This window comes from Streptomyces sp. NRRL F-5630, assembly GCF_000719475.1.
Taxonomy (GTDB): domain Bacteria; phylum Actinomycetota; class Actinomycetes; order Streptomycetales; family Streptomycetaceae; genus Streptomyces.
Map to the genome: position 1 here is coordinate 125,891 of NZ_JOGO01000006.1, position 24,596 is coordinate 150,486.

The 24,596-nt window shown below is 72.2% G+C and carries 20 protein-coding genes, 2 tRNA genes and 1 riboswitch; of the genes, 10 read left to right on the forward strand and 12 right to left on the reverse strand.

All coding sequences use genetic code 11. The features are described 5' to 3' along the window. Positions 1-150 precede the first annotated feature (150 nt). The 4 genes from IF99_RS0104815 (at position 151) to IF99_RS0104830 (ending at position 6,077) form a co-directional block, all read left to right on the forward strand. A complete protein-coding gene (locus tag IF99_RS0104815; protein ID WP_030995066.1) occupies positions 151-441 on the forward strand; it encodes a DUF3311 domain-containing protein in 291 nt (96 codons plus the stop codon). Next, positions 438-2,063: a monocarboxylate uptake permease MctP gene (gene mctP, locus IF99_RS0104820; protein ID WP_030995067.1), complete on the forward strand. Its 1,626-nt coding sequence runs from the start codon at positions 438-440 to the stop codon at positions 2,061-2,063. Before IF99_RS0104815 ends, mctP begins: the two co-directional genes overlap by 4 nt. A 347-nt stretch (positions 2,064-2,410) precedes the next feature. After that, positions 2,411-2,532, forward strand: a riboswitch (cobalamin riboswitch). A gap of 135 nt (positions 2,533-2,667) precedes the next feature. Then, a complete protein-coding gene (locus IF99_RS0104825) occupies positions 2,668-5,040 on the forward strand; it encodes a ribonucleoside-diphosphate reductase subunit alpha (protein ID WP_030995068.1) in 2,373 nt (790 codons plus the stop codon). Continuing rightward, positions 5,040-6,077, forward strand: coding sequence for a ribonucleotide-diphosphate reductase subunit beta (locus tag IF99_RS0104830; RefSeq protein ID WP_030995069.1), 1,038 nt, complete (start codon positions 5,040-5,042; stop codon positions 6,075-6,077). Before IF99_RS0104825 ends, IF99_RS0104830 begins: the two co-directional genes overlap by 1 nt. Positions 6,078-6,192: 115 nt before the next feature. Here the strand turns inward: IF99_RS0104830 and IF99_RS0104835 are convergent, their stop codons facing one another. The 8 genes from IF99_RS0104835 to IF99_RS0104870 all read right to left on the reverse strand — a co-directional run bounded on the left by IF99_RS0104835 (position 6,193) and on the right by IF99_RS0104870 (position 14,127). Next, entirely contained in the window at positions 6,193-7,575 is a 1,383-nt protein-coding gene (locus tag IF99_RS0104835) for a cytochrome P450 (RefSeq protein ID WP_030995070.1), read from the reverse strand. Next, positions 7,572-8,744 (reverse strand): terpene synthase family protein, encoded by a 1,173-nt coding sequence (locus IF99_RS0104840; RefSeq protein ID WP_420705642.1) that lies wholly within the window; start codon positions 8,742-8,744, stop codon positions 7,572-7,574. The genes IF99_RS0104835 and IF99_RS0104840 overlap by 4 nt, the downstream gene beginning before the upstream one ends. 346 nt (positions 8,745-9,090) lie before the next feature. After that, positions 9,091-9,723, reverse strand: coding sequence for a peptide deformylase (gene def / locus IF99_RS0104845; RefSeq protein WP_030995072.1), 633 nt, complete (start codon positions 9,721-9,723; stop codon positions 9,091-9,093). A gap of 209 nt (positions 9,724-9,932) precedes the next feature. Next, positions 9,933-10,913 (reverse strand): tetratricopeptide repeat protein, encoded by a 981-nt coding sequence (locus IF99_RS0104850; RefSeq protein ID WP_030995073.1) that lies wholly within the window; start codon positions 10,911-10,913, stop codon positions 9,933-9,935. 367 nt (positions 10,914-11,280) lie between these two features. After that, the gene (rsrA, locus tag IF99_RS0104855; RefSeq protein ID WP_030995074.1) at positions 11,281-11,601 is read right to left on the reverse strand and encodes a mycothiol system anti-sigma-R factor; all 321 of its coding nucleotides are present in this window, start codon (positions 11,599-11,601) and stop codon (positions 11,281-11,283) included. After that, positions 11,598-12,260: a sigma-70 family RNA polymerase sigma factor gene (locus tag IF99_RS0104860; RefSeq protein WP_030995075.1), complete on the reverse strand. Its 663-nt coding sequence runs from the start codon at positions 12,258-12,260 to the stop codon at positions 11,598-11,600. The genes rsrA and IF99_RS0104860 overlap by 4 nt, the downstream gene beginning before the upstream one ends. A gap of 270 nt (positions 12,261-12,530) precedes the next feature. Further along, the gene (locus IF99_RS0104865) at positions 12,531-13,169 is read right to left on the reverse strand and encodes an alpha/beta family hydrolase (RefSeq protein ID WP_030995076.1); all 639 of its coding nucleotides are present in this window, start codon (positions 13,167-13,169) and stop codon (positions 12,531-12,533) included. Between the two features lie 145 nt (positions 13,170-13,314). Further along, a complete protein-coding gene (locus IF99_RS0104870) occupies positions 13,315-14,127 on the reverse strand; it encodes an SOS response-associated peptidase (protein ID WP_030995077.1) in 813 nt (270 codons plus the stop codon). Positions 14,128-14,175: 48 nt separating this feature from the next. On the opposite strand from IF99_RS0104870, the gene IF99_RS0104875 reads away from it, so the two are divergent. The 5 genes from IF99_RS0104875 (at position 14,176) to hisN (ending at position 18,811) form a co-directional block, all read left to right on the forward strand. Then, positions 14,176-14,889 carry a M50 family metallopeptidase gene (locus IF99_RS0104875; protein WP_030995078.1) on the forward strand — a complete coding sequence of 238 codons (714 nt, stop codon included), beginning with the start codon at positions 14,176-14,178 and terminating at the stop codon, positions 14,887-14,889. A 186-nt stretch (positions 14,890-15,075) separates the two neighbouring features. Next, entirely contained in the window at positions 15,076-16,407 is a 1,332-nt protein-coding gene (gene aroA, locus IF99_RS0104880; protein WP_030995079.1) for a 3-phosphoshikimate 1-carboxyvinyltransferase, read from the forward strand. Between the two features lie 16 nt (positions 16,408-16,423). Next, positions 16,424-17,434 carry a ribosome small subunit-dependent GTPase A gene (gene rsgA / locus IF99_RS0104885; protein ID WP_030995080.1) on the forward strand — a complete coding sequence of 337 codons (1,011 nt, stop codon included), beginning with the start codon at positions 16,424-16,426 and terminating at the stop codon, positions 17,432-17,434. A gap of 180 nt (positions 17,435-17,614) precedes the next feature. Beyond that, the gene (locus IF99_RS0104890; RefSeq protein ID WP_030995081.1) at positions 17,615-17,938 is read left to right on the forward strand and encodes a DMT family transporter; all 324 of its coding nucleotides are present in this window, start codon (positions 17,615-17,617) and stop codon (positions 17,936-17,938) included. Positions 17,939-17,992: 54 nt separating this feature from the next. Further along, a complete protein-coding gene (gene hisN / locus IF99_RS0104895) occupies positions 17,993-18,811 on the forward strand; it encodes a histidinol-phosphatase (protein ID WP_030995082.1) in 819 nt (272 codons plus the stop codon). Positions 18,812-19,434: 623 nt separating this feature from the next. Here hisN and IF99_RS0104900 read toward each other — a convergent pair. Beyond that, positions 19,435-20,919, reverse strand: coding sequence for a catalase (locus IF99_RS0104900; RefSeq protein WP_030995083.1), 1,485 nt, complete (start codon positions 20,917-20,919; stop codon positions 19,435-19,437). A 116-nt stretch (positions 20,920-21,035) separates the two neighbouring features. Between IF99_RS0104900 and IF99_RS0104905 the strand changes: the two genes are divergently transcribed. Beyond that, positions 21,036-21,452, forward strand: coding sequence for a Fur family transcriptional regulator (locus tag IF99_RS0104905; protein WP_009068611.1), 417 nt, complete (start codon positions 21,036-21,038; stop codon positions 21,450-21,452). A 143-nt stretch (positions 21,453-21,595) separates the two neighbouring features. Here IF99_RS0104905 and IF99_RS0104910 read toward each other — a convergent pair. From IF99_RS0104910 to IF99_RS0104920, 3 genes are all read right to left on the reverse strand, one after another. Then, positions 21,596-21,672, reverse strand: a tRNA-Met gene (locus IF99_RS0104910). Positions 21,673-21,992: 320 nt separating this feature from the next. Beyond that, positions 21,993-24,134: a tetratricopeptide repeat protein gene (locus tag IF99_RS0104915; RefSeq protein ID WP_030995084.1), complete on the reverse strand. Its 2,142-nt coding sequence runs from the start codon at positions 24,132-24,134 to the stop codon at positions 21,993-21,995. Positions 24,135-24,513: 379 nt separating this feature from the next. After that, positions 24,514-24,587, reverse strand: a tRNA-Met gene (locus tag IF99_RS0104920). Between the last annotated feature and the right edge of the window lie 9 nt (positions 24,588-24,596).

Sequence of the window (24,596 nt, forward strand, 5' to 3'; positions counted from 1 at the left end):
CGGACGCGGGCCGGCGCCCGAACGTGTCCGCTATGCGGTACAGGGGTGTTGCCTGGCCGGTAACTGCCCTACATTTCCGCCGTCGCGTCGCGTGCGGCGACGCGCGCCCGCGCACACCGAGGTGCGCGGGGGAACGAGGGGAGCCGGAACATGGCACGGGACGCGGGAACGACGGCGGAGCCGGGGGGAGGTGGCGGGACGCTGCCGGTCGTGACCCCTTTGCGGATCGTGGTCGGGCTCTGTCTCGTCGCACCCTTCGTGGCGATGCTGTGGGTGGGTTCGTACGCGAAGATCGACCCGACGTTCATCGGGATTCCGTTCTTCTACTGGTACCAGATGCTGTGGGTCTTCATCTCCAGCGGACTGACCTTCCTCGCCTACAAGTTGTGGCAGCACGACCAGCGGGTGCGGCGCGCCGCGCGGGGCGGTGAGGTCACATGAAGGACGGCGTCAACGGGATCGCGCTCGCGGTCTTCATCTTCTTCTTCCTCGTCGTCACCGTCATGGGCTTCCTCGCGGCCCGCTGGCGGCGCTCCAGCGAGGAGAGCCTCGACGAATGGGGCCTCGGCGGGCGTTCGTTCGGCACCTGGGTGACCTGGTTCCTGCTCGGCGGCGACCTCTACACCGCCTACACCTTCGTGGCGGTCCCCGCGGCGATCTACGCGGGCGGCGCGGCCGGCTTCTACGCCGTGCCGTACACGATCCTCGTCTACCCGCTCATCTTCACCTTCCTGCCCCGCCTGTGGTCGGTCTCGCACCGGCACGGGTACGTGACGACCTCGGACTTCGTGCGGGGCCGCTTCGGCTCCAAGGGGCTCTCGCTCGCCGTCGCGCTCACCGGCATCCTCGCCACGATGCCGTACATCGCGCTGCAACTCGTCGGCATCCAGGCCGTCCTGGACGTCATGGGCGTGGGCGGCGGCGAGGACACGAACTGGTTTGTCAAGGACCTGCCACTGCTGATCGCTTTCGCCGTACTCGCCGCGTACACGTACTCCTCGGGACTGCGGGCCCCGGCGCTGATCGCCTTCGTCAAGGACGGGCTCATCTACCTCGTCATCGCGGTCGCGATCATCTACATCCCGATCAAGCTCGGCGGTTTCGACGACATCTTCGCGAAGGCCGGTGACGCGCTCTCGCAGAAGAACCCCGCGACAGGACAGCCGAAGGGCGCGCTCGCGCCCGGCGAGGCAGGCCAGTGGGGGTACGCGACGCTCGCGCTCGGCTCGGCGCTCGCGCTCTTCATGTACCCGCACTCGGTGACGGCGACGCTCTCGTCGAGCAAGCGGAACGTGATCCGGCGCAACACCACGATCCTGCCGCTCTACTCGCTCATGCTGGGGCTGCTCGCACTCCTCGGCTTCATGGCGATCGCGAGCGGGATCAAGGTGAGCAACGGCCAGCTCGCGATCCCGCAGCTCTTCGAGGACATGTTCCCGGACTGGTTCGCCGGGGTCGCCTTCGCCGCGATCGGCATCGGCGCGCTCGTCCCGGCGGCGATCATGTCGATCGCCGCGGCGAACCTCTTCACGCGCAACATCTACAAGGACTTCCTGAAGCCGGACGCGACCCCCGCGCAGGAAGCGAGGATCTCCAAGCTGGTCTCGCTGCTCGTGAAGGTCGGCGCGCTGATCTTCGTGCTCGGCATGGACAAGACCGTCGCGATCAACTTCCAGCTTCTCGGCGGCATCTGGATCCTCCAGACGCTCCCCGCGCTCGTCGGCGGCCTCTTCACGCGCTGGTTCCACCGCTGGGCGCTGCTCGCCGGCTGGGCGGCCGGGATGGCGTACGGCACCTGGGCGGCCTGGTCGACGTCCTCGCCCACCCAGGACCACTTCGGGGGCTCCTCGAAGGAGATCCCGGGGCTCGGCGAGATCGGGTACATCGGGATGACGGCGATCGTCCTGAACGCCGTGGTCACCGTCGTGCTGACGCTCGTGCTGCGGGCCGTCAAGGCGCCGGACGGCGTGGACGAGACGCAGCCGTCCGACTACGTCGCGGACGCGGGCGATCCCGGGGTGAAGGACCTGCCGCCGGCCGTACCGGAAACGGCGGGGCACTGACCCCGGAGCGTGACCCGCGGGACTCCCCCGGGCCCCGCTCCCCGAACGCCGGAGAGGCCGCGTCGCGCGGCCTCTCCGGCGTCCGCATATGCCGTGACGCACCCTCACTTACAGCGACCGAAATCCGAACACGCGCGCCACTCGGTCCGCCCGGTAAAAACTCCGCCGGACCCCGCTTGTGGGGTCCCCTCAAGCCATACGATCGACGCCGCCGCCCCCACGGCCCCCCGTCACCCCACCGGGCACAAGACGCCTTGTCGGCACCCCACAACCGTTGACCTCCACGTAACACTCCCCGCCCCCGACACAACATCTGGGGCCTCCTTTCCCGCCCGCCCCCCAGATGTATGCTCTTCCTCGCTGTCGGCAGGGGAATCCGGTGCGAGTCCGGGACTGTCCCGCAACGGTGTGCGACGCGCCCCGCGGCGTGTCGCGAGTCCGATGACCTGCCGAAAGCGCGCCGCCGCCCCGCCCGGGCGCGGCGCCAGACGTCCGGGCCCCGCGGAAAGGGCAGGGGACGTGACGCGGTGTGCCCGAAAGCGCTGCCGTCGTCCCGTCGCCGCCCCGCCCCGAGGCCCCCGCCGAGCGAGGGAGAGCCACCCCAGTGACCATCGCGCCAGCAGATCCCGCCTCATCGGTCGCGGCCGAGCAGGACCTTCCCGGGACCGCCCTGTTGCGGACCCTCACGGAACTCACCGCCGACCTCCCCGACACCGACCCCGGCCGGGTCGCCGCCGCCGCCCTGCGCGGCCGCAGCGCCCACGCCGACGAGGCGGAGCTGCGCGAGCTGGCCACCGAGGCCGCCGCGGGCCTCATCTCCGAGGACCCCGCCTACTCCCGGCTCGCCGCCCGTCTGCTGGCCCTCGCGATCGTCGAGGAGGCCGCGGGGCAGGGCGCGAGCGGCTTCGCGGCCTCCGTCGCCGTGGGCCACCGCGAGGGCCTGATCGGCGACCGCACCGCGGAGTTCGTCGCCACGCACGCCGCCCGCCTGGACGCGCTCATCGACAGCGCGGGCGACGACCGCTTCGGCTACTTCGGCCTGCGCACCCTCTACAGCCGCTACCTCCTGCGGCACCCGATCACCCGCAAGGTCATCGAGACCCCCCAGCACTTCCTGCTGCGCGTCGCCGCCGGGCTCGCCGCCGACGACAGCCTCCCGGCCGTCGACGAGGTCGCGAGCCTCTACCGGCTCATGAGCCGCCTGGACTACCTGCCGTCCTCGCCGACGCTCTTCAACTCCGGTACGCGGCACCCGCAGATGTCCTCCTGCTACCTCCTGGACTCGCCGAAGGACGAGCTGGACTCGATCTACGAGCGCTACCTCCAGGTCGCGCGGCTCTCCAAGCACGCGGGCGGCATCGGCATCGCGTACTCCCGCATCCGCTCGCGCGGTTCGCTGATCCGGGGCACCAACGGGCACTCCAACGGCATCGTCCCGTTCCTCAAGACGCTCGACTCCTCCGTCGCCGCCGTCAACCAGGGCGGGCGCCGCAAGGGCGCCGCCGCCGTCTACCTGGAGACGTGGCACTCGGACATCGAGGAGTTCCTGGAACTGCGCGACAACACGGGCGAGGACCAGCGCCGCACCCACCACCTCAACCTCGCCCACTGGATTCCCGACGAGTTCATGCGCCGCGTCGCCGCCGACGCCGAGTGGTCGCTCTTCTCGCCGGCCGACGTGCCCGAGCTGACCGACCTGTGGGGCGAGGAGTTCGAGGCCGCGTACCGCGCCGCCGAGGCGAAGGGCCTGGCCCGCAAGACGATCCCGGCGCGCGAGCTGTACGGCCGCATGATGCGCACCCTCGCGCAGACCGGCCAGGGCTGGATGACCTTCAAGGACCACTCCAACCGGACCGCGAACCAGACCGCCGAGCCCGGCAGCGTCGTGCACTCCTCGAACCTGTGCACCGAGATCATCGAGGTCACCGACGACGGCGAGACCGCCGTGTGCAACCTCGGCTCCGTCAACCTCGGCGCCTTCGTCGACAACGGCGCGATCGACTGGGAGCGCCTGGACGAGACCGTCCGCACGGCCGTCACCTTCCTCGACCGCGTCGTGGACATCAACTTCTACCCGACCGGCCAGGCCGCCGCCTCCAACGCCCGCTGGCGCCCCGTGGGCCTGGGCGCGATGGGTCTCCAGGACGTCTTCTTCAAGCTGCGGCTGCCCTTCGACTCGGCCGAGGCGAAGGCCGTGTCCACCCGTATCGCCGAGCGCATCATGCTCGCCGCCTACGAGGCGTCCGCCGACCTCGCCGAGAAGCACGGCCCGGTCCCCGCCTGGGAGAAGACCCGGACGGCGCGCGGTGTCCTGCACCCCGACCACTACGACGTGGAGCGGACCTGGCCGGAGCGCTGGGAGGCGCTGCGCGCCCGCATCGCGAAGACCGGGATGCGCAACTCGCTGCTCCTCGCGATCGCGCCGACCGCGACGATCGCCTCGATCGCCGGCGTCTACGAGTGCGTCGAGCCGCAGGTCTCCAACCTGTTCAAGCGCGAGACGCTCAGCGGCGAGTTCCTCCAGGTCAACGGCTACCTCGTCGAGGACCTGAAGAAGCTCGGCGTGTGGGACGCGCGCACCCGTGAGGCGCTGCGCGAGGCGAACGGCTCGGTCCAGGGCTTCAACTGGATTCCCGAGGAGGTCCGCGCGCTGTACCGCACGGCGTGGGAGCTTCCGCAGCGCGGCCTCATCGACATGGCCGCCGAGCGGACCGCCTTCCTCGACCAGAGCCAGTCGCTCAACCTCTTCATGGAGACGCCGACGATCGGCAAGCTCTCCTCGATGTACGCGCACGCCTGGAACAAGGGCCTGAAGACGACGTACTACCTGCGTTCGCGTCCCGCGACGCGCATCGCCCGCGCGGCCGGTTCCTCGGCCGCCGAAGCCGCACCCATCCCGGTCCAGCAGAGCGTGCCCGACGCCGAGGCCATCGCCTGCTCCCTGGAGAACCCCGAGTCCTGCGAGGCCTGCCAGTAATGTCCGAATCCACCCTTCCCGAGCAGAAGAAGCGCAACCAGAACCTCCTGGACCCCGGCTTCGAGCTGACGCTGCGCCCCATGCGCTACCCGGACTTCTACGAGCGCTACCGGGACGCGATCAAGAACACGTGGACCGTCGAGGAGGTCGACCTCCACTCGGACGTCGCCGACCTCGCGAAGCTCACGCCCGGTGAGCAGCACCTCATCGGCCGCCTCGTGGCGTTCTTCGCGACGGGCGACTCGATCGTGGCGAACAACCTGGTGCTGACGCTGTACAAGCACATCAACTCCCCGGAGGCGCGGCTCTACCTGAGCCGGCAGCTCTTCGAGGAGGCCGTGCACGTGCAGTTCTACCTGACGCTGCTCGACACGTACCTGCCCGACCCGGACGACCGCGCGGCCGCCTTCGCCGCCGTGGAGAACATCCCGTCCATCCGCGCGAAGGCGGAGTTCTGCTTCAAGTGGATCGACGAGGTCGAGAAGATCGACCGGCTGGAGACGCAGGCCGACCGGCGGCGGTTCCTGCTCAACCTGATCTGCTTCGCGGCGTGCATCGAGGGCCTCTTCTTCTACGGCGCCTTCGCGTACGTGTACTGGTTCCGCTCGCGCGGCCTGCTGCACGGACTCGCGACCGGCACCAACTGGGTCTTCCGCGACGAGACGATGCACATGAGCTTCGCCTTCGACGTCGTCGACACGGTCCGCAAGGAGGAGCCGGAGCTGTTCGACGACAAGCTGGAGGCCGAGGTCAAGGAGATGCTCGCCGGGGCGGTCGACGCGGAGCTGCAGTTCGCGCGCGACCTGTGCGGTGACGGCCTGCCCGGCATGAACACCGAGTCGATGCGCGAGTACCTCCAGTGCGTCGCCGACCAGCGCCTCGTGCGCCTCGGCTTCTCGCCGGTGTACGGCTCCAGCAACCCCTTCTCCTTCATGGAGCTCCAGGGGGTGCAGGAGCTGACGAACTTCTTCGAGCGGCGGCCGTCCGCCTACCAGGTCGCGGTCGAGGGTTCGGTCTCCTTCGACGACGACTTCTAAGCGGCTCGCGCCTGCCGCGGCCGAGCGCACCGCTCGCGCCCGCCGCGGGCCGTTCCCGCTCCGGAGGGGGGCCGGGTCCCGTACGGGACCCGGCCCCCCTCGCGTGGTCGCGGAGTCAGGCGCGCCGGACGCGGAGGAGAGTCGCGCGCGGCTGGAGCGTGATGCCGATGCGGGGGCGCGGGTCGGTGCGCCCGGGGACGGCCTCGACGCGCCACTCCCTCACCGTGTTGGCGAGGACGAGGGCGAGTTCGGTGAGGCTGTAGATGTCGCCGGGGCATTTGCGGTTGCCGATGCCGAAGGGGATGAAGGCGTGCCGGGGGATCTCGGCGGCGCGTTCGGGGAGCCAGCGGTCGGGGTCGAAGCGGTGCGGCTCGGGGAAGGACCTGGCGTCGTGCTGGAGGGCCCAGGGGCTGTAGAGCACGTCGGTGCCCGCCGGGACGCGATAGCCGCCGAGTTCGGTGTCGTTCGCGGCCCTGCGGGTGAATATCCAGGCCGCCGGGCGTATCCGGATGGATTCGCTCACGAGATTCCGGGTGAGGGCGAGTTTCGGAAGATCCTCGAAATCGACGGGGCGGTCCGGCGCGACCGATTCCACCTCCGCGCGCAACCTGCGTTCCCACTCGGGATGCTGGGCGAGGAGGTGAAAGGTCCAGGCGAGTGTCGCCGCGACATTCTCGGCCGCCGCGACGACAAGGGATACGACGTTGTCGTGAATCTCCTCGTCGGGCAGCGGAGCGCCGTTCTCGTCGGTGGCGTGAAGCAGTACGGAGAGCAGGTCGGCGTCGGGCGCTGCCTCGCCGATATTCTTCGCGCGCGCCTCCCTCACCAACTGCCGCACAAGAGTGTGCAGTTCCGCGAGCGCCGCGTTGAAGCGGCGGTTGGCGGGGGTCGGCAGGCGGTGCAGCGGCCCGAAGGAGAGGATCATCCGCTGGTAGAGGCCGCCGAAGACGGTGTGCAGGGCGTGCGCGATCCGGTCGGCGAGCGCGGAGCCCGTCGCGTCGACCTCCAGGAGGGAGCGGGAGACGATCCGGACGCCGGTGCGGAACATCTCCGCGCCGACGTCGGTGATCTCCCCGTCCCGCCAGGACCCGGCGGTCCGTACCGCCTCCTCGGTCATGACGCGCGCGTAGGAGGCGATCCGGTCGGGGCGGAAGGCGGGCTGGATGGTGCGGCGCTGGCGGCGGTGGCGGGGGCCGTTGCTCGTCGCCACCCCCTTGCCGAGGAGGATCTCCAGGGTGTCCCACAGCGGCCCGCCGACGGTGAACTCGGGGCGGGTCAGGAGGGTTCCGACGAGGTCGGGGGCGCAGACCGCGAGGACCTGCTTGGGCCCGAGTGCGATCCGGACGATCTCGCCGTGCGCGCGGAGCCCTTCGAGGAAGGGCAGCGGGCCCCGGGCGAGGGCGGGGGCGTGGCCGAGGAGCGGGAGGGCTCCGGCGGCGAGCGGTGCCGGGCGTGTGCCGCTCTCGGGGGGCGCGGTGGGGGGCGTACGCGGGCTCATACGGTGCCCTCGCCCTCGTGCGGGCCACGCTGGCGGCCGACCCTGGGGGCCTCGGCGGGGCGCGCGGCGGGGGTGGTGCGCGCCGGTGCGCCGTCCTGGAGATAAGGGGGGCAGGCGGGGTCGTCCCATTGCTTGACGCGATAGCGACCGGATTCGTGGTGGAACCAGTAGACGGACGGGAACCAGTTCCGCATGTTGTCCGTGCAGGAAATCAGGGCGGCCCGCGTGCTTTCCTTCCCGGCGCCCTCGCCGTCATCGTCGTCTTCGGCGAGGGAATCCGCGAGTGCGCGCAACTCCTTTTCCGCCGCGAGGAATGCGGTGACACGTCCCGCGACTTTCTCGCGCACGACGGAAACGGCTTCCGCGAGTTCCATTCCCTCGTGCCGGATGAGGCTTATCCCGAGATTGTGCAGCTCGTCCCCCGCTATTTCCTTCGGCAGTGAGCAGAGGTCGTTGTACCAGGCGGAGAAATCCTGGCAGGCGAGCCCTGCCGTGCGATACGCGGGGCTTTCCCGCACGGCGGCGGGGAGTTCGGTGCCGGCGACGGCTTCGAGGAGGTCGAGCCAGAGTTCGTGGCCGAAGGTGAGGCGCCGCAGCTCCAGGTACGCGGCGACGGTCGGGACGGTGCGGCTCAGACGGTTGCCGAACTCGTGGTCGTAGGCGTCGATGACGGGGCTCATGTGGCGGGCGAAGCGGTCGCGCCACGTGGTGGGCATCGGCTCGCCCATCCGCAGCAGGCAGTCCGCGAAGGCCGCCACCAGTGGCTCCTCGTGGTGCAGATGGGCGCCGGGGTCGCGCAGCGTGGCGTGCAGGTCCGCGCACAGGCCGCGCCAGGAGGCGGTGCGCGCGTGGGCGACGTCCCGGTCGTGGCGGTCGTCCCAGGCGAAGAACCAGCTGCTGAAGTCGGCGATGGCGCCGAGCATCGCCTCCGAGGCGCCGAGGTAGTAGCCGGCGACGAGGTCGGTGTAGCGCAGCTCGTCGGCGAGGGCCTCGGCGGCGGCGGGGGACATGAGCCGTTTCTCCTGGAGCCACAGCTTCGACTTCACCTGAAGCTTTGGCCAATAATTGTGGAGTCGGCGGGTGAAATCCCTTTCGACTACCGGGAGTTGCAGCGCGGGCGGCACGAGCACCGGCCTGACGGCGGTGGCCCGGGATGAGAAAGCAGGCACGAGCGAACCCCTTTCGGGAGCCGGACGGGCACGTGCCGGGTCCCCGTCCCCCGGCAAGGCCGCGTCACAAATCGACAGCGCATTCCATTCAGCCCTATGGAGTGGCGGGAAGGGAATGGATACCGTCGAGGAATCGCTCAGGTGTGCCGACAACCGGCTTGTTTTTGTCCGGAATCCGATCATCTAAGGCGGTCATATAGCGAATGAATATGCCCTGCCGCCCGTCCTGGGGCGGACGAGCGGCAGGAGACGCCTGAGGTCGTGCCGCGCGCCTTGGGAAACCGCCGGGCGCACACGCGGGCGCACGAGTGCGGGGGGAGCGCAGACGTGGGGAAAGGTGCGGCGCTCAGTCGTTGGGGACGGTCGCGTAGCGCGGGGTGCCCTCGGCCATCTGCTTCAGCGCGTCCTTGCGGTCGCGCTTGGAGAGGCGGTCCAGGTAGAGGTAGCCGTAGAGGTGGTCGGTCTCGTGCTGGAGGCAGCGCGCGAAGTACCCGGTGCCGCGCACCTTGATCGCGTTGCCGTGCTCGTCCTGCCCGGTGACCTCGGCGTACTCGGTCCTGGGGGTCGCGGCGTAGGCGCCGGGGACGGAGAGGCAGCCCTCGTTGGAGTCGTCGAGGGTCCGCAGTTCGGCGGGCAGGTCGCGCAGCTTCGGGTTGCACACGACGCCGACGTGCCGTACGCCCTGGTCGTCCTGGCAGTCGTAGACGAAGACCTTGAGACCCACGCCGACCTGGTTGGCGGCGAGCCCCACGCCCTCGGCGGCGCGCTGGCTCGCGAACATGTCGTCCACGAGCTTCGCCAGCTCGGGCCCGAACTCGGTGACGTCCGCGCACTCCTTGTGCAGCACGGGGTTCCCGACGACGGTGATCGGCAGTACCTCACCGCGCTCCCGGTAGGCGCTCTCCCGCTCCTCGGTGTCGGCCGTGTCGATCACGTAGCCCTCGTCGTCGACGGGGAGGCCGGTCGTCTGCTGCGCCATCTTCTCCGGAGTGTCCTTTCAGGGAGCCGGCCAACCGACCAGCGGGATCTGCCGATCCACCCTACAGCGGCCGAAAACCTGGAAGCCGCAGCCCCGAAACCCGCCCCGGCCCCGGAATCAGTCCCGCCGGGACTCCTCCCCGCCGATGGACGCGGGGAGTTCGGGGAGCGGGGTCCGGCGCCGGGGCCCGGACGTCCCGCCCACGGGGCTCAGCAGACCTCCTCCAGGTCCCGCCAGCCCCTCGCCTCCGGCCGGTCGGCCACCCACGTCTCCAGAATCCCCCGCACCAGATCCGCGGGAGCGGCGATGCCGCACTCCCGCTCCGTCACCCACTGCCCCCCGGCGGTCGCGTGCCCGAGCGGTCCCGGTGCCCCCGGCTCGCTGTGGTCGTGCGGGTCGGCCCGTTCCCCGTCGCCCGCGTCGCTCTCCATGCGGCTCTCGGAGCAGCTGCGGCAGAGCAGCCGTACCGAGGAGGTCCAGTCCTCGGCCGCGTACCCGGCGTCCGAGGCGAGCTTCTCCAGGGCGTCGCGGTCGTCCTCGGTGGCCGCGTCGAGCAGCACGACCCACGTCGGCACCGGCGAGGGCGCCCACAGCTCGATCTCGTCGAAGACGGGGAAGGTCTGCCCCTCGGGCGTGACCCGCTCCCCGTGCGGCACCCCGTCGTGGAGGACGACCTCGCCCCAGCGCCGTCCCGAGGACGGCAGCGGCACCGACAGGACCTTGATCCGCGCGGGATCGATGCGCCTGCCCCAGACGACCTCGGCCTCGCCCTCGGGCGAGAGGCGCAGGGCGGCGCTGCCGAGGCCCATCCCGGCGGGCGGCTCGGCGGGCGCCGTGTCGTCGGGGAGCCGCAGCCCGTACGCCTGCCAGGCGCGCCGGGCGAGCGGCCAGTCCTGGAGGGCGGTGGCCGCGATCCCCACGTTCCACCAGTCGGGAGCCCCCGTCGAGCGGTCGAGCAGGGCCACGGCGCGCAGGCCCGTGCTCCGCGCGGCCTCCCAGTCGTGCCGGAACTTGTGGAGGAGGGCGAGATTGAACCAGGACTCGGAGAGCCACGGCTCCAGGTCCGCGGCGCGCGTCAGCAGCGCCCCCGCGTCCTCGTACCTGCCGTCGCCGATCAGGGTGAACGCGCGATCGGTGGCCTGCCGCCAGGAGGCGGAGGGCCGGTGCCGTCCCTTGCCGAAGATCCTCACGATTCCCGCCTGCATCCCCGCTGCCGTCGATGGAGGGGCCGCGACCCGCTCTCCCGCCGCGCGGACCCGAGGGCCCCGCCGGCGCCGGGCGAGCCGGGCGCGTCGCGGCTCCCGGCTTCCGCTCTCGCATCCAACCACGGACCTCCGGGCGCCCGCTCATTACCCATGGGTTACCCCGTCCGGACGCATCCAGACCTGGCCCCGGGGCCGGGGCGCGGAGGCCCGTGTCCCTCGTACGGGTGAGAGAAGGTACGTACGGTGATGAGCCGGGCACGCAGGAGGCCGTGCCCCTCGCGGGACACGGCCTCCGTACAGCTCCGGGCGGGCGCGCGGGCCCTCCCCCACGGCCTCCGGCCCCCGGGAGCGCTCAGCTCTCGCGGACGCCGCTCTCGACCGCGCCGGGCAGCGAGATGTCGTCGTCGGGCACCGCCTGGCCCGAGCGGATCAGCTCGATCCGTCCGAGCACCTTGGCGCGCAGGTCGGACGGAACGTCGTCCTGTCCGCAGCAGCGCTTGACGAGCTTCTTGACCGCCTGTTCCAGGCCGTACTTCTCCAGGCAGGGACTGCACTCCTGGAAGTGGTCCTCGTACTTGACGCACTCGGCGTCCGGCAGCTCATGGTCCAGGACCTCGTACAGGTGGTCGAGGACCTCGCTGCAATCCGTCTCGTGCGGCTCTCCGCAGCTCATGAGCCCGAGCCTTTCGCCTCGTCCGGCCCGCCCGCGCCCGCGGGGACGAGCCCGCGCTCGCGGGCGTAGTCCTCCAGCATGCCGCGCAGCTGGCGGCGGCCGCGGTGCAGCCGGGACATCACCGTACCGATGGGTGTCCCCATGATGTCCGCGATCTCCTTGTAGGCAAAGCCCTCGACGTCCGCGAGATAGACCGCGATGCGGAACTCCTCGGGGATCGCCTGGAGCGCGGACTTGACGTCCGAGTCCGGCAGGTGGTCCAGGGCCTGCGACTCCGCGGAGCGCAGACCGGTGGACATGTGCGACTCGGCACGCGCGAGCTGCCAGTCCTCGATCTCCTCGGCCGCGCTGCGCTGGGGTTCGCGCTGCTTCTTGCGGTACGAGTTGATGAACGTGTTCGTGAGGATCCGGTACAGCCACGCCTTGAGGTTGGTGCCTTCACGGAACTGGTGGAAGGAGCCGTACGCCTTCGCGTAGGTCTCCTGCACCAGGTCCTCGGCGTCGGCCGGGTTGCGCGTCATGCGCAGCGCGGCCGAGTACATCTGGTCGAGGTACGTGAGGGCGTCCCGCTCGAAGCGGGCGCTGCGTTCGGCCGCGCTCTCCTCGGAACGCGTCCCCGCCTCGTCCTCTCCCGCGTCGGTCCCAGTGACCCGACCCACCTCCTCCGACACCGTGACGGCGTCCGCGAAGGTGCGGGCGCCCGCCTCGGAGAATAGACGACCGGGCGCCTCCGGGGCCTTCCGGTCGACTCCGGCCACGCCGCCGTTCCCGGTGGTGCGGGCCGCGTGCAGCACGGACCAGTCCAGTCCGTTGCCGCTGCGGCTCGGGCAGATCGTCGCTCCCATGCGGGGCCTCTTCCTTTCGTACGCCGGAGGTTCCGGTACGGCTGTCACAACACCGGGCCCGCCCGGCGCATTCCCGCGCCCCGCTCAGCCCCGCGCGCGCAGCCAGTCCGCTACCGCCGCTGTGAGCAGACTCACCACCTCGTCCTGCCCGAGGGGCGCCTTCTTCGGCACGTGGAAGGCGTGGTCCCCGTACGGGACCTCGGTGAGGCCGTACGGGCCAGGGGGGAACTCGGCGGGCCTGCCGAAGGGGTCGTTGCCGCCCTGCACGACGAGCGTGGGCAGCCCGCTGCCGAGGAGTTCCCCGGCCCGGCTCTTCTCCGGCCTCCCCGGGGGGTGCAGGGGGAAGGAGAGGGCGAGCACGGCGGCGGCGCCGAGGTCCCGGGCGGTCCGGCACGCGACGCGCGCCCCCGCGGAGCGGCCCCCCGCGACGACGGGGAGGCGGGGCGCGGCGAGCGCGGGCCACAGGGCCGTCCAGGCGGCGTCGAGGGTGCGGGGGGCGGGGGCGAGCTTCTTGCCCGCCACGCGCCAGGGCTGCTCGACGAGGGCGACCGTCACGCCGTGGGGCGGGAGCGAGGCCGCCAGGGCGGCGAGGTCGCGGGCCTCGATGCCGCCACCCGCGCCGTGGCCGAGGGCGAGCACGGTGTGCGGCTTCGCCGCGGGGTGCCAGTGGATGCGGGCCGGCCCCTGCGGGGTGGCCACCAGGTCAGTTGTCACAGTGCGCATTCTCGTAGGGCTCCGGCGCCGCCCCGCTCCTCACACGCCCCAGCCCCTCCCGCGGCGGGCAGCGGAGGGGCTGGATTCCTCGGGCCTGGAGCGTCGGCCCCGGGAGGTCCGTCCCCGGAGGTGCGTGCCGCAGAGGTGCGTCCCGCTAGAACAGCGTCTCCTCCTCCGGGGCCGGGAGTTCCTTCTCCAGTTCGGGCCCGTTGTTGCGGACGTTGCTCACCGAGGTGCTGACCGGGTAGGCGCGCATCAGGCCCTCCGGGGGCGGGGCGAGGAGGGACTCGGGATCCGTGTTCGCCGGGTCGAGCCAGGCGTCCCAGCGGTCGGGAGTGAGCATGAGGGGCATCCGGGGATGGATGTCGGCGAGGGAGCGGGGGCCCTCCGCCGGGGGTACCGCGAGCGGCGCCGTCTCCGCCTCCGTCGTGAGGACGGTGCAGGTGGCCCACCAGGCCTGCGGGTGGTCGTCGGGGAGCGTGCGGTCGCGCCAGAACTCGTACAGCCCGGCCATCGCGAAGACGGAGCCGTCGGCCGGGGTGACGAAGTAGGGCTGCTTGCGGGGCCGTTTGCGGCGGCCCTCCTCCTCCAGGCGCCGCTCGTCCTTGCCCGTGACCCACTCGTAGTAGCCGTCGGCGGGGAGCAGGCAGCGGCGGGCGGCGAAGGCGCGGCGGTAGGAGGGCTTCTCGTGGACGGTCTCGGCGCGCGCGTTGATCATGCGGGCGGCGCCCTCGGGGCTCTTGGCCCAGGAGGGCACGAGGCCCCACTTGAGGGGGCGGAGCTGGCGAACCGGCCGCCCGTCCCCCGCGTCCTGTCCCTTGAGCGGCCGGTCGAGGATCGCGGGGACGAGCTTCGTCGGGGCCACGTTCCAGTCGGGAGCCAGGGTCTCGCTCGGCTCCCACTTCTCGACGCCGAAGAGCGAGACGAGATCCTCGGGGGCACGAGAGGCCGCATACCGTCCACACATGACCTTCAGCCTGCCACGTCCACCCCCGACCCGAGGAGCCTTCGCCTCATGCACCCCACCGATCTCCCCGGACTCTGGCACCGCGTCTTCGGCAGCCAGCCCTCCCCCGAGCGCTGGGTCGTCCTCGTCGCGCTGCTGCTCGCGCTCGTGTGCGTCGGTCCGCGCCCGCTGTGGCACCTGACCCGGAACGCCGTGACGATCGCGCACGAGGGCGGGCACGGGCTCGTCGCGCTCCTGACCGGGCGGCGCCTGGAGGGCATCCGGCTGCATTCGGACACCTCCGGGCTCACCGTGAGCCGCGGGAAGCCGAGCGGGCCCGGCATGATCCTCACCGCGGCGGCCGGGTACGTCGCCCCCTCGCTCCTCGGCCTCGGCGGCGCCTGGCTGCTCGCCGCGCACCACATCACGCTCCTGCTGTGGGCGGCGACGGCGCTCCTCCTGCTCCTGCTGATCATGGTCCGCAACGCCTACGGGATCTTCACGGTGCTCGTCACAGGGGCCGCCTTCGTCCTCGTCTCCTGGCTCACCGGGCCGCAGGCGCAGTCCTTCTTCGCCTACACCGCGGTGTGGTTCCTGCTGCTCGGCGGGGTGCGCCCGGTCTTCGAGCTCCAGGGCAAACGGCGCCGCGGGGGCGCCTACGACTCCGACCCCGACCAGTTGGCGCGGCTGACCCACGTGCCCGCCGGGCTGTGGCTGCTCCTCTTCTTCGCGGTCTCGCTCGGCTCGCTCGTCGCGGGCGGACGGTGGCTGCTCGGGCTGTGAGGCCCTCGCGGGAGGCGCCCGGGTCGTACGCGCCGGTGCGTGTCCACCGGCGTGCGCGGTCCCCTCGTGCGGGTGAAACCGTCCCCTCGGGTCCCGCCCGTCCCCCCTACCACGCCCCTGTTTCGGACTGGTTTCGGCGCATTTGGACAGGATCGTGGATCACCCTGAGCGACTAGAGTGAGGGTCATGACCGAGACGCCTGCACTGACCGACCTCTGGCCCGCGCCGCACGCGGAGGGGCCCGTTCGCGCGACCGTGCGGGTGCCGGGTTCCAAATCGATCACCAACCGCGCGCTCGTGCTGGCCGCGCTCGCCGCCGAGCCGGGCTGGCTGCGCCGCCCGCTGCGCTCGCGCGACACGCTTCTCATGGCCGGTGCGCTGCGCACGATGGGCGTCGGCATCGAGGAGACCGTCTCGTCGGAATCCTGCGGGATCACCGGCGCGGGCGAGGCGTGGCGCGTCATCCCCTCCGGGGTACGCGGCCCCGCGACCGTGGACGTCGGCAACGCGGGTACGGTCATGCGCTTCCTGCCGCCCGTCGCGACGCTCGCCGAGGGCGCGATCCGCTTCGACGGCGACCCGCGTTCCTACGAGCGCCCGCTGCACGGCGTGATCGACGCGCTGCGCGCGCTCGGCGCCCGTATCGACGACGGCGACCGGGGCGCGCTGCCGCTCACGGTCTTCGGCAGCGGCGCCCTCGACGGTGGCAAGGTCGAGGTGGACGCGTCCAGTTCCTCGCAGTTCATCAGCGCGCTGCTGCTCTCGGCGCCGCGCTTCAACCAGGGCGTCGAAGTCCGGCACACGGGCGCGACGCTGCCCTCGCTCCCCCACATCCGGATGACCGTGGACATGCTCCGCGCGGTCGGCGCGCAGGTCGACGAGCCGGAGACCGGCGGCGAGCCGAACGTGTGGCGGGTGACGCCCGGCGCGCTCCTCGGCCGCGACCTCACGGTCGAGCCCGACCTCTCCAACGCGCAGCCCTTCCTCGCCGCCGCGCTCGTCACGGGCGGCACGGTCACGATCCCGGACTGGCCGGCGCGCACCACGCAGCCCGGCGACCGGCTCCGCGAGATCTTCACCGAGATGGGCGGCACCTGCGAGCTGACCGAGGCGGGCCTCGCGCTCACCGGTACGGGCCGCGTGCGCGGCATCGACGTCGACCTCGGCGAGGTCGGCGAGCTGACCCCGGGCATCGCGGCCGTCGCGGCGCTCGCCGACTCCCCCTCGACGCTGCGCGGCGTCGCGCACCTGCGCCTCCATGAGACGGACCGTCTCGCCGCGCTCACCAAGGAGATCAACGAACTCGGCGGCGACGTCACCGAGACCGCCGACGGCCTCCACATCCGCCCGCGCCCCCTGCGCGGCGGCGTCTTCCACACGTACGAGGACCACCGCATGGCCACGGCCGGGGCCATCCTGGGGCTCGCGGTGCCCGGGGTGGAGATCGAGAACGTCGCGACGACGGCGAAGACGCTGCCCGACTTCCCGGAGCTGTGGACCGGAATGCTCGGGAACTGACGGCCGGGGACTCGCGATGCGCCGCTACGGAAAGAACCCCGACGAGGACGACGTCCGCGTCCGCCCCGGACGCCGGGGCAGCCGCCCCCGCACCCACATCAGGCCCAAGCACGAGGACGCCGCGTCCGGCATGGTCCTCACCGTCGACCGGGGGCGGCTGACCTGCCTCGTCGAGGGACGCAGGGTCGTCGCGATGAAGGCCCGCGAGCTGGGCCGCAAGGCCGCCGTGGTCGGGGACCGCGTCGCGCTCGTCGGCGACCTGTCCGGCGAGAAGGACACCCTCGCCCGCATCGTCCGCATCGAGGAGCGCCGCTCGGTGCTGCGCCGAACGGCCGACGACGACGACCCGTACGAGCGCGTCGTCGTCGCCAACGCCGACCAGCTCGCGATCGTCACCGCGCTCGCCGATCCCGAGCCGCGCCCCCGCATGATCGACCGCTGCCTCGTCGCGGCGTACGACGGCGGCCTGAGCCCGCTGCTCGTCCTCACCAAGTCCGATCTCGCCTCGCCCGACCGGCTGCTGGAGACGTACACGCCGCTCGGCGTCCCGTACGTCGTGACGAGCCGTGAGGAGCTGTACGACGGCGAGGCGGCCGGGCGGGTGCGGGAGCTGCTCGACGGGAAGGTCACGGCGTTCGTCGGGCACTCGGGCGTGGGCAAGACGACGCTGGTCAACGCGCTGGTCCCGGAGGACCAGCGGCGCACCACAGGGCACGTCAACGCGGTCACCGGGCGCGGTCGGCACACGACGACCTCGGCGCTCGCGCTGCCGCTCGACGGGGTCGGCGGCTGGGTCGTCGACACGCCGGGCGTGCGCTCCTTCGGGCTCGCGCACGTCGATCCCTCACGCGTCGTGCTCGCCTTCCCGGACCTCGTGCCGGGGACGGAGGAGTGCCCACGCGGCTGCTCGCACGACGAGCCGGAGTGCGCGCTCGACGCCTGGGTCGCCGAGGGGCACGCGGACCCCGAGCGCCTCGCCTCGCTGCGGCGGCTGCTGTCCACCCGGGAGCGCCACGAGGGGGACTGAGCGGGCGGCAGGTGTGGTGCGGCCTGCCCGGGGGAAGGGGGTTTGCGTCTCCCAAGGGAAGGCAAAGGCATAAGCTCGGGCGGGTCCGCACGGGCGGACCGGGGCCGGCCCGGGAGTGTCGCGCCGCTGTCGGCGGCGGTGTGCGCGGGCGGGCCCGTACGAGCATGAAGGAGACACCACATGGCGTGGCTGCTGGTCGTCGTGGCCGGGCTGCTGGAGACGGGCTTCGCGATCTGCCTGAAGCTCTCCCACGGCTTCACCCGGCTGTGGCCGACCATCGCCTTCGCCAGCTTCGCGCTCGGCAGCTTCGGTCTGCTGACGCTCTCGCTGAAGAAGCTCGACGTGGGCCCCGCCTACGCCGTGTGGACGGGCATCGGGGCGGCGGGGACGGCGATCTACGGCATGGTCTTCATGGACGACCTCGTCTCGGTGCTCAAGATCGTCTCGATCGCCCTCGTCATCGCGGGCGTCATCGGGCTCCAGCTCTCGGGCTCGGCGCACTGAGACCCGCGCGGGCGCGACTGGATCACGTGGTGCGCCCGTGGATACTGTTCGGCCATGGCCGACTACCACGATGATCTGCGCCTCGCTCACGTCCTGGCCGACGCGGCCGACGCCACCACGATGGACCGCTTCAAGGCGCTGGATCTCAAGGTCGAGACGAAGCCCGACCTGACGCCGGTGACCGAGGCGGACAAGGCGGCCGAGGAGCTGATCCGCTCCCAGCTCCAGCGGGCCAGGCCGCGCGACGCGATCCTCGGCGAGGAGTACGGGCTGCGCGGCACGGGCCCGCGCCGCTGGGTGATCGACCCGATCGACGGCACGAAGAACTACGTGCGTGGAGTGCCGGTCTGGGCGACCCTCATCTCACTCATGGAGCTGTTCCCCGGGCGCGAGGGCGAGGAGGGCACGTGGCACCCCGTGGTCGGTGTCGTCTCGGCACCGGCCCTGAACCGCCGCTGGTGGGCGGCGTACGGGCACGGCGCCTTCACCGGACGCAGCCTCACCTCGGCGAGCAGGCTGCGGGTCTCGGGTGTACGGCGCATGGCGGACGCCTCGTTCGCATACTCCTCGCTCACCGGCTGGGAGGAGCAGGGCCGCCTGAACGGGCTGCTCGACCTGAGCCGGGCGGTGTGGCGCACACGCGGCTACGGGGACTTCTGGCCGTACATGATGGTCGCCGAGGGCTCGGTGGACATCTGCGCGGAACCGGAGCTGTCGCTGTGGGACATGGCGGCGAACGCGATCGTGGTCACGGAGGCGGGCGGCACCTTCACCGGCCTCGACGGCCGGCCGGGCCCGCACGGCGGCAACGCGGCGGCGTCGAACGGGATGCTGCACGACGAGTTGCTGAGTTACCTGAACCAGCGGTACTGACGGGGGCAGTGGTAGACGGCGGGGGGCGGCGGTGGCTGGGGCTGGGGTGACCGGCTGAGGCCGGGAGGCGGCGGGGCTGCTGGCGGGCGAGGGTGCGAGGGGCCTAGCCAGAACAGCCCCCTCGCGGCCACGCGAAGGGCGAGGCGGGGACAGCCACCTCACGCCACGCGAAGGGCGAAGCCCGAAGAGGGTTCTCACGCCCAGGCGGGGGGCGAAGCAGGGATACCCCCGCCCACGCGCGGGGCGAGGCCCGAACGGCCGCTCCCGCTCACACGAGGGACGACGGCCGCAGGGCCCCCTCGTGCCCAGGCGAAGGCCGAAGCCCGAACGTCCCCCAAATGCCACGCGGGTGGCGAAAGCCCGAACAGCCCCCTCCCGCCCTGGGGGGCGTCCCCTATACAAGTCTCCCAAACCCGCTCCCCTCGCCCCCGCCCTCCCGCCACATCTGTGGATAACCGGAGCGAATCCGCGCAACGACTCACTCGAACCGGTGAGTCGTTGCGCGGATTCCCCTCGGTTGTCCACAGGCACCGACGGCCCGCCCCCGCTACTCACAGGCGCCGACGAACCGCCCTCGCTGCCCACAGGCGCTGGACGGGCCCGCCCCCTCCCGGCGCGGGCCCTCAGACCCCCCGCTTCGCTCGCCTCGTCGCCACCGCCTCCTCCAGCCGCTTGCCGAAGTCCCCGTCCGCCTGCCGGAAGTTCCCGATCGCCCGCTGGGCGATGTCGTCCCGCGAGACGCCCGCGATCGAGTCGGCGAGGTTGGCGATCAGGCGCTCCTTGGCGTCCTCGGGCATGAGCCGGTACAGGTTCCCCGCCTGTGTGAAGTCGTCGTCCTCGGCGTGCAGGGGTGCCTCGTGGTGACCCGTCGCGCCGGAGACGCCGGTGGGCTGCCACAGCGGCTGCCCGGTCTGGGCGGGGCCGCCGAAGCTGTTCGGCTCGTAGTTCTTCGTACCGCCGTGGCGGCCGTCGTAGAGGAGACCGTCGCGGCTGTACGTGCGCGCCTCGGCGGCGTGCGGGCGGTTGACCGGGAGGTGGTCGGCGTTGATTCCGACGCGGTAGCGGTGCGCGTCCCCGTAGGCGAAGAGCCGGCCCTGGAGCATCTTGTCCGGGGAGGGGCCGATGCCGGGCACGAAGTGCGCCGGGCTGAAGATGGACTGCTCGACCTCGGCGAAGATGTTCTCGGGGTTGCGGTGGAGTTCCAGCTTCCCGATCTCGATCGGCGGGTAGTCCTCGTGCGGCCACACCTTGGTGAGGTCGAAGGGATTGAAGCGGTAGGTGTCGGCATCGGCGGCGGGCATGATCTGCACCTGCACCGTCCAGCTCGGGTACTCGCCCCGCTCGATCGCCTCGCGCAGGTCGCGCTGGTGCGAGTCGGGGTCCGCGCCCGCGAGCCGTGCCGCCTCCTCGACGGTCAGCGTCCTGATGCCCTGGTCCGTCTTGAAGTGGTACTTGACCCAGAAGACCTCCCCGGCCGCGTTGTTCCACTGGTAGGTGTGCGAGCCGTAGCCGTTCATGTGGCGGTACGAGGCCGGGATGCCGCGATCGCCGAAGAGCCACGTCACCTGGTGGGTGGACTCGGGCGACAGACCCCAGAAGTCCCACACGTTGTCGGGCTCCTGCGAGCCCGTGTACGGGTCGCGCTTCTGGGTGTGGATGAAGTCGGGGAACTTGATGGCGTCCCTGACGAAGAAGACCGGCGTGTTGTTCCCGACGAGGTCGTAATTGCCGTCCTCGGTGTAGAACTTCAGTGCGAAGCCGCGTGGGTCGCGCACGGCGTCCGGGGCGCCGAGGTTGCCCGCGACGGTCGAGAAGCGCAGGAAGGTCTCGGTCCGCTTGCCGACCTCGGAGAGGAACCGGGCCCGGGTCCAGCGGCTCACGTCGGCGGTGACGGTGAAGGTGCCGTAGGCACCCGCGCCCCGGGCGTGCACGACGCGCTCGGGGATGCGCTCGCGGTTGAAGTGGGCGAGCTTCTCCAGGAGCGACTGGTCCTGGACGAGGACAGGCCCGCCGACGCCCGCGCTCTCGCTGTTCTGGTTGTCGGCGACCGGAGCCCCGGCCTCGGTCGTGAGTGGTCCCTGCCCCTGCGTCACTGCTGCCTCCCGCATCGTTCCGGTTCGGACGAACCGTAAAACGATCCTACATTGGACTTCATCTAACTCAAGCCAACCTCCAAAGCGACACTCGTTCGGAATCAGGCCCGTCGCCTGTTACCCTTTGCCCTATGAGTGACCTTCTGGAACGGCTTCGTGGCCGCGGTTGGCGCATGACGGCGCAGCGTCGCGTGGTCGCCGAGGTACTCGACGGCGACCACGTCCACCTGACCGCCGACGAGGTGCACGCGCGCGCCGCGCAGCGCCTCCCCGAGATCTCGCGTGCCACGGTCTACAACACGCTGGGTGAGATGGTCTCGCTCGGCGAGGTCATCGAGGTCGCGACCGACCACCGCGCCAAGCGCTACGACCCCAACGCGCACCACCCGCACCAGCACCTGGTCTGCGCGAACTGCGGCGCCGTCCGCGATGTCCGCCCGGCGGGCGACCCGCTCAAGGATCTCCCGGCCGACGAGCGCTTCGGGTACACGGTCTCGGACGTGGAGATCACCTACCGCGGCCTGTGCCCCGACTGCGCGAGCGCCTGAGAACGCCGCCGGGTCGAACACGCGCCGAGAACAGCAGCGGGCCGCGCGGGCGCCCGAGAACAGCGGTGGACCAACGATGCCCGCACGCGCGGACGAGAACGCCGAAGGGGCCGGAGATCGATGATCTCCGGCCCCTTCGGCTGTGGTAGCGGGGACAGGATTTGAACCTGCGACCTCTGGGTTATGAGCCCAGCGAGCTACCGAGCTGCTCCACCCCGCGTCGGTGAACCAGACTCTACGCACCCAGCCCCCCAAGAGGCAAATCCGTTACGGGAACCCGAAAGATCCACCCCCCGCCCAAAGCCCCCACGCACCGCGCCAGGAACCACCCGCACCACTGACAGAACCCCGCCCGCACCGCGCCAGTTCCCCGCCGGCCCCACGACAGCGCGCCGCCCCGACATCGCGTCCGCACCACCGGCCACGCCCGCCCGGCGCCGGAGGGGCACACGCCCCGAAGGGACGCCTCCGCCCTCCGGAGACCCCCAGAGGACGCCCCCGCCCGCCGGGAGACCCCAAGGCGGCACCCCCCGAAAGCCGTCAGGCGCTCAGCTCCTCCCGCAGCGCCTCACGCAACCGCCGTGCCCGCTCGGTCACTTCCTCCGGCCCCGCCGCCACCGCGGCATCGCACCAGTGCTGGCTCTCCTCCAGCTCACCCCGCCGCGCGAAGAACAGCCCGAGCCGCAGCGCCGCGCGCCCGTGCCCGGCCTCGGCGGCCCGGCGCCACCACAGCGCGGCCTCCGGCTCCCCGCCCTCACGGGCGAGCAGCAGGCCGAGGTTGAAGGCCCCGTTGCGGCTGCCCGCCTCGGCCGCCGTGCGGTACCAGCGGGCCGCCGTCTCGACCTCGCCCCGCTCGGCGGCGAGCATCCCGGCGCGTACCTGGGCGCGCCGGTGGCCCTGCTCGGCGGCGCGCTCGTACCAGGCCGCGGACTCGTCGCGCGCGGCGACGCTGCTCTCGCCGAGCCGGGGCGGGCCCTGCGGCGGGCGGCGCGCGTCGAGGAGCGCCGCGAGGCGGTAGGCGCCCTCGGCGCTGCCGCCGCCCGCCGCGCAGCGCAGGTGCCGCTCGGCGGAGCGCTCGTCGCCCTCGCGCAGGAGGGCCATGCCGACCTGCAGCGCCGCCTCGGCGTGCCCGGCGGAGGCGGCACGCTCGTACCAGCGCAGGGCGCCCTCCTCGTCGCCGCGCCCGGCGTGCAGGATGCCGAGGTTGAAGGCGGCGTCGACGCTGCCGGTCTCGGCGGCCTTGGAGAACCAGGGCTCGGCGCCCGCGGCGTCCCCGGCCTGGAGGAGCAGGACGGCGAGCGCGTTGGACGCCTCGCGGTGACCCGCGTAGGCGGCGCGGCGATACCACTGCTCGGCCTGCGCGGTGCGGCCCTGCGCCGCGCAGAGCAGGGCGAGGTTGTAGGCGCCGTTGTGGTCGCCCGCGTCCATCGCGGCGCGGTACCAGCGCTCGGCGGTCTGCTGCTCGCCGCGCTCGGCGTGGAGGGCGCCGAGGGCGTTCGCGGCGTTGCCGTCGCCGTTCCGGGCGGCCTTGAGCCACCACACGGCGGCGTTCTCCTCGTCGCCCGCGTCGCGCAGCAGGAAGCCGAGGGCGCAGGCGGCGCGCGTCTCGCCCTCCTTGGCGGAGCTGAGGTACCAGCGGCCCGCCTCCTTGAGCTTGCCGCGCCGCTCCAGGAGGGCACCGAGCTGGAGCGCCGCGCCGCGGTGGCCGCGCGCGGCGGCCTGGCGGTACCACTGCTCGGCCTCGCGGGTCAGTTCCTCGGCGCGCGTCTTGCCCTGCTCCTTGCCCTGGTTCTCGCCTGCCGCCGGGGTGCGGGGTCCGGGGACGGGGGCAGCGCCCTTGGGGCGGCTGGGCTGGGGGCGGCGGGGGCCGGGCAGGACGGGGCCTCTCGCGCGGCGCGCGGTCTCGCGGGCGCGGCGCTCCAGGGTCCTGGCGAGGCGGTACGAGGCTTCGCGGTGCCCGTGTTCGGCGGCGCGGCGCAGCCAGGTCTCCGCGCCCGCCTCACCGCGGTGCTCCAGGAGGTCGGCGAGGGCGAAGGCGCCGTGGACGTGACCCTGTTCGGCGGACTGGCGCAGCCAGTACTCGGCGGCGGGTTCGTCGCCGCGCTCGCGGTGGTGGCGGCCGAGGGAGTGGGCCGCGGCGGCGGAGCCGGCGACGGCGGCGACGCGCCACCAGCCCGCGGCCTCTTCCTTGTAGCCGCGCTGGTGGAGGAGGACGCCGAGGTTGTTGGCGGCGGCGCGGTCGCCCGCGGAGGTGGCCGAGCGCAGGTAGGGCTCGGCCTCGTCGAGGGCGCCGGCGCGCAGGAGCTGGGCGCCCAGCTCGCTCATCGCCGCGGTGTCCCCCGCCGCGGCGGCGGCCCTGCGGCGCGCCTCGGCCTCGGCGTCCGTCAGGTCGGGCGCGAGGGGCTCGGGCGGCGACACGGGGCCGGGGGTGGGGTCGCCCGCCAGGTCGGCGGCGCCGGTGAGGCCGGCGGCGGGCTCAGCGGGGGCGGTCGCGGCGAAGAGCGTGTCGGTGCCCGACGTCGCCGGCCGGGGCACGGCCGGAGCCGTGCCCGGTCCCGGCTGCGCGATGCCGGGGGGCGGGATCAGCGCCGTACCGCTCTCGGCCTCTTCGGCCCATGGCGCACCGGAGGGCGTGAACCGTCCCGAGTCCCACCACGTCGCCCTGTCCCCCACAACGTCCATCGTCGCACCACCCGCGAGCCCGTACACCTGGTATATCCGGGTCCCCTTGAGGTCTCTACAGCTAATTGAGGTCTCTACAACGTTTTATCGACATGCCCACATGAGCCCACGTCAAACTCGGAACACCCAACTACCCCCGTAACCCACACTCTTCACATGCGGAGGCTCTCTGATCCCGGTCCGTCCGTACAGCCGACACACGGGGCGGGGCCCAGGCGGTCCCAGCCTCGCGCGACGGACCGGCGTGCGGATGAGTAGTCGTACTCAAGCAGAGGGGACCGACAGGCTCCGTGACGTGCCCCCCGGGGGCGGTCGTGGCGGTGTGCCCGCACAGCAAAGAAGGCCCGGACCCCTTTCGGGACCCGGGCCTCCTCCTTCGTAGCGGGGACAGGATTTGAACCTGCGACCTCTGGGTTATGAGCCCAGCGAGCTACCGAGCTGCTCCACCCCGCGTCGTTGTGA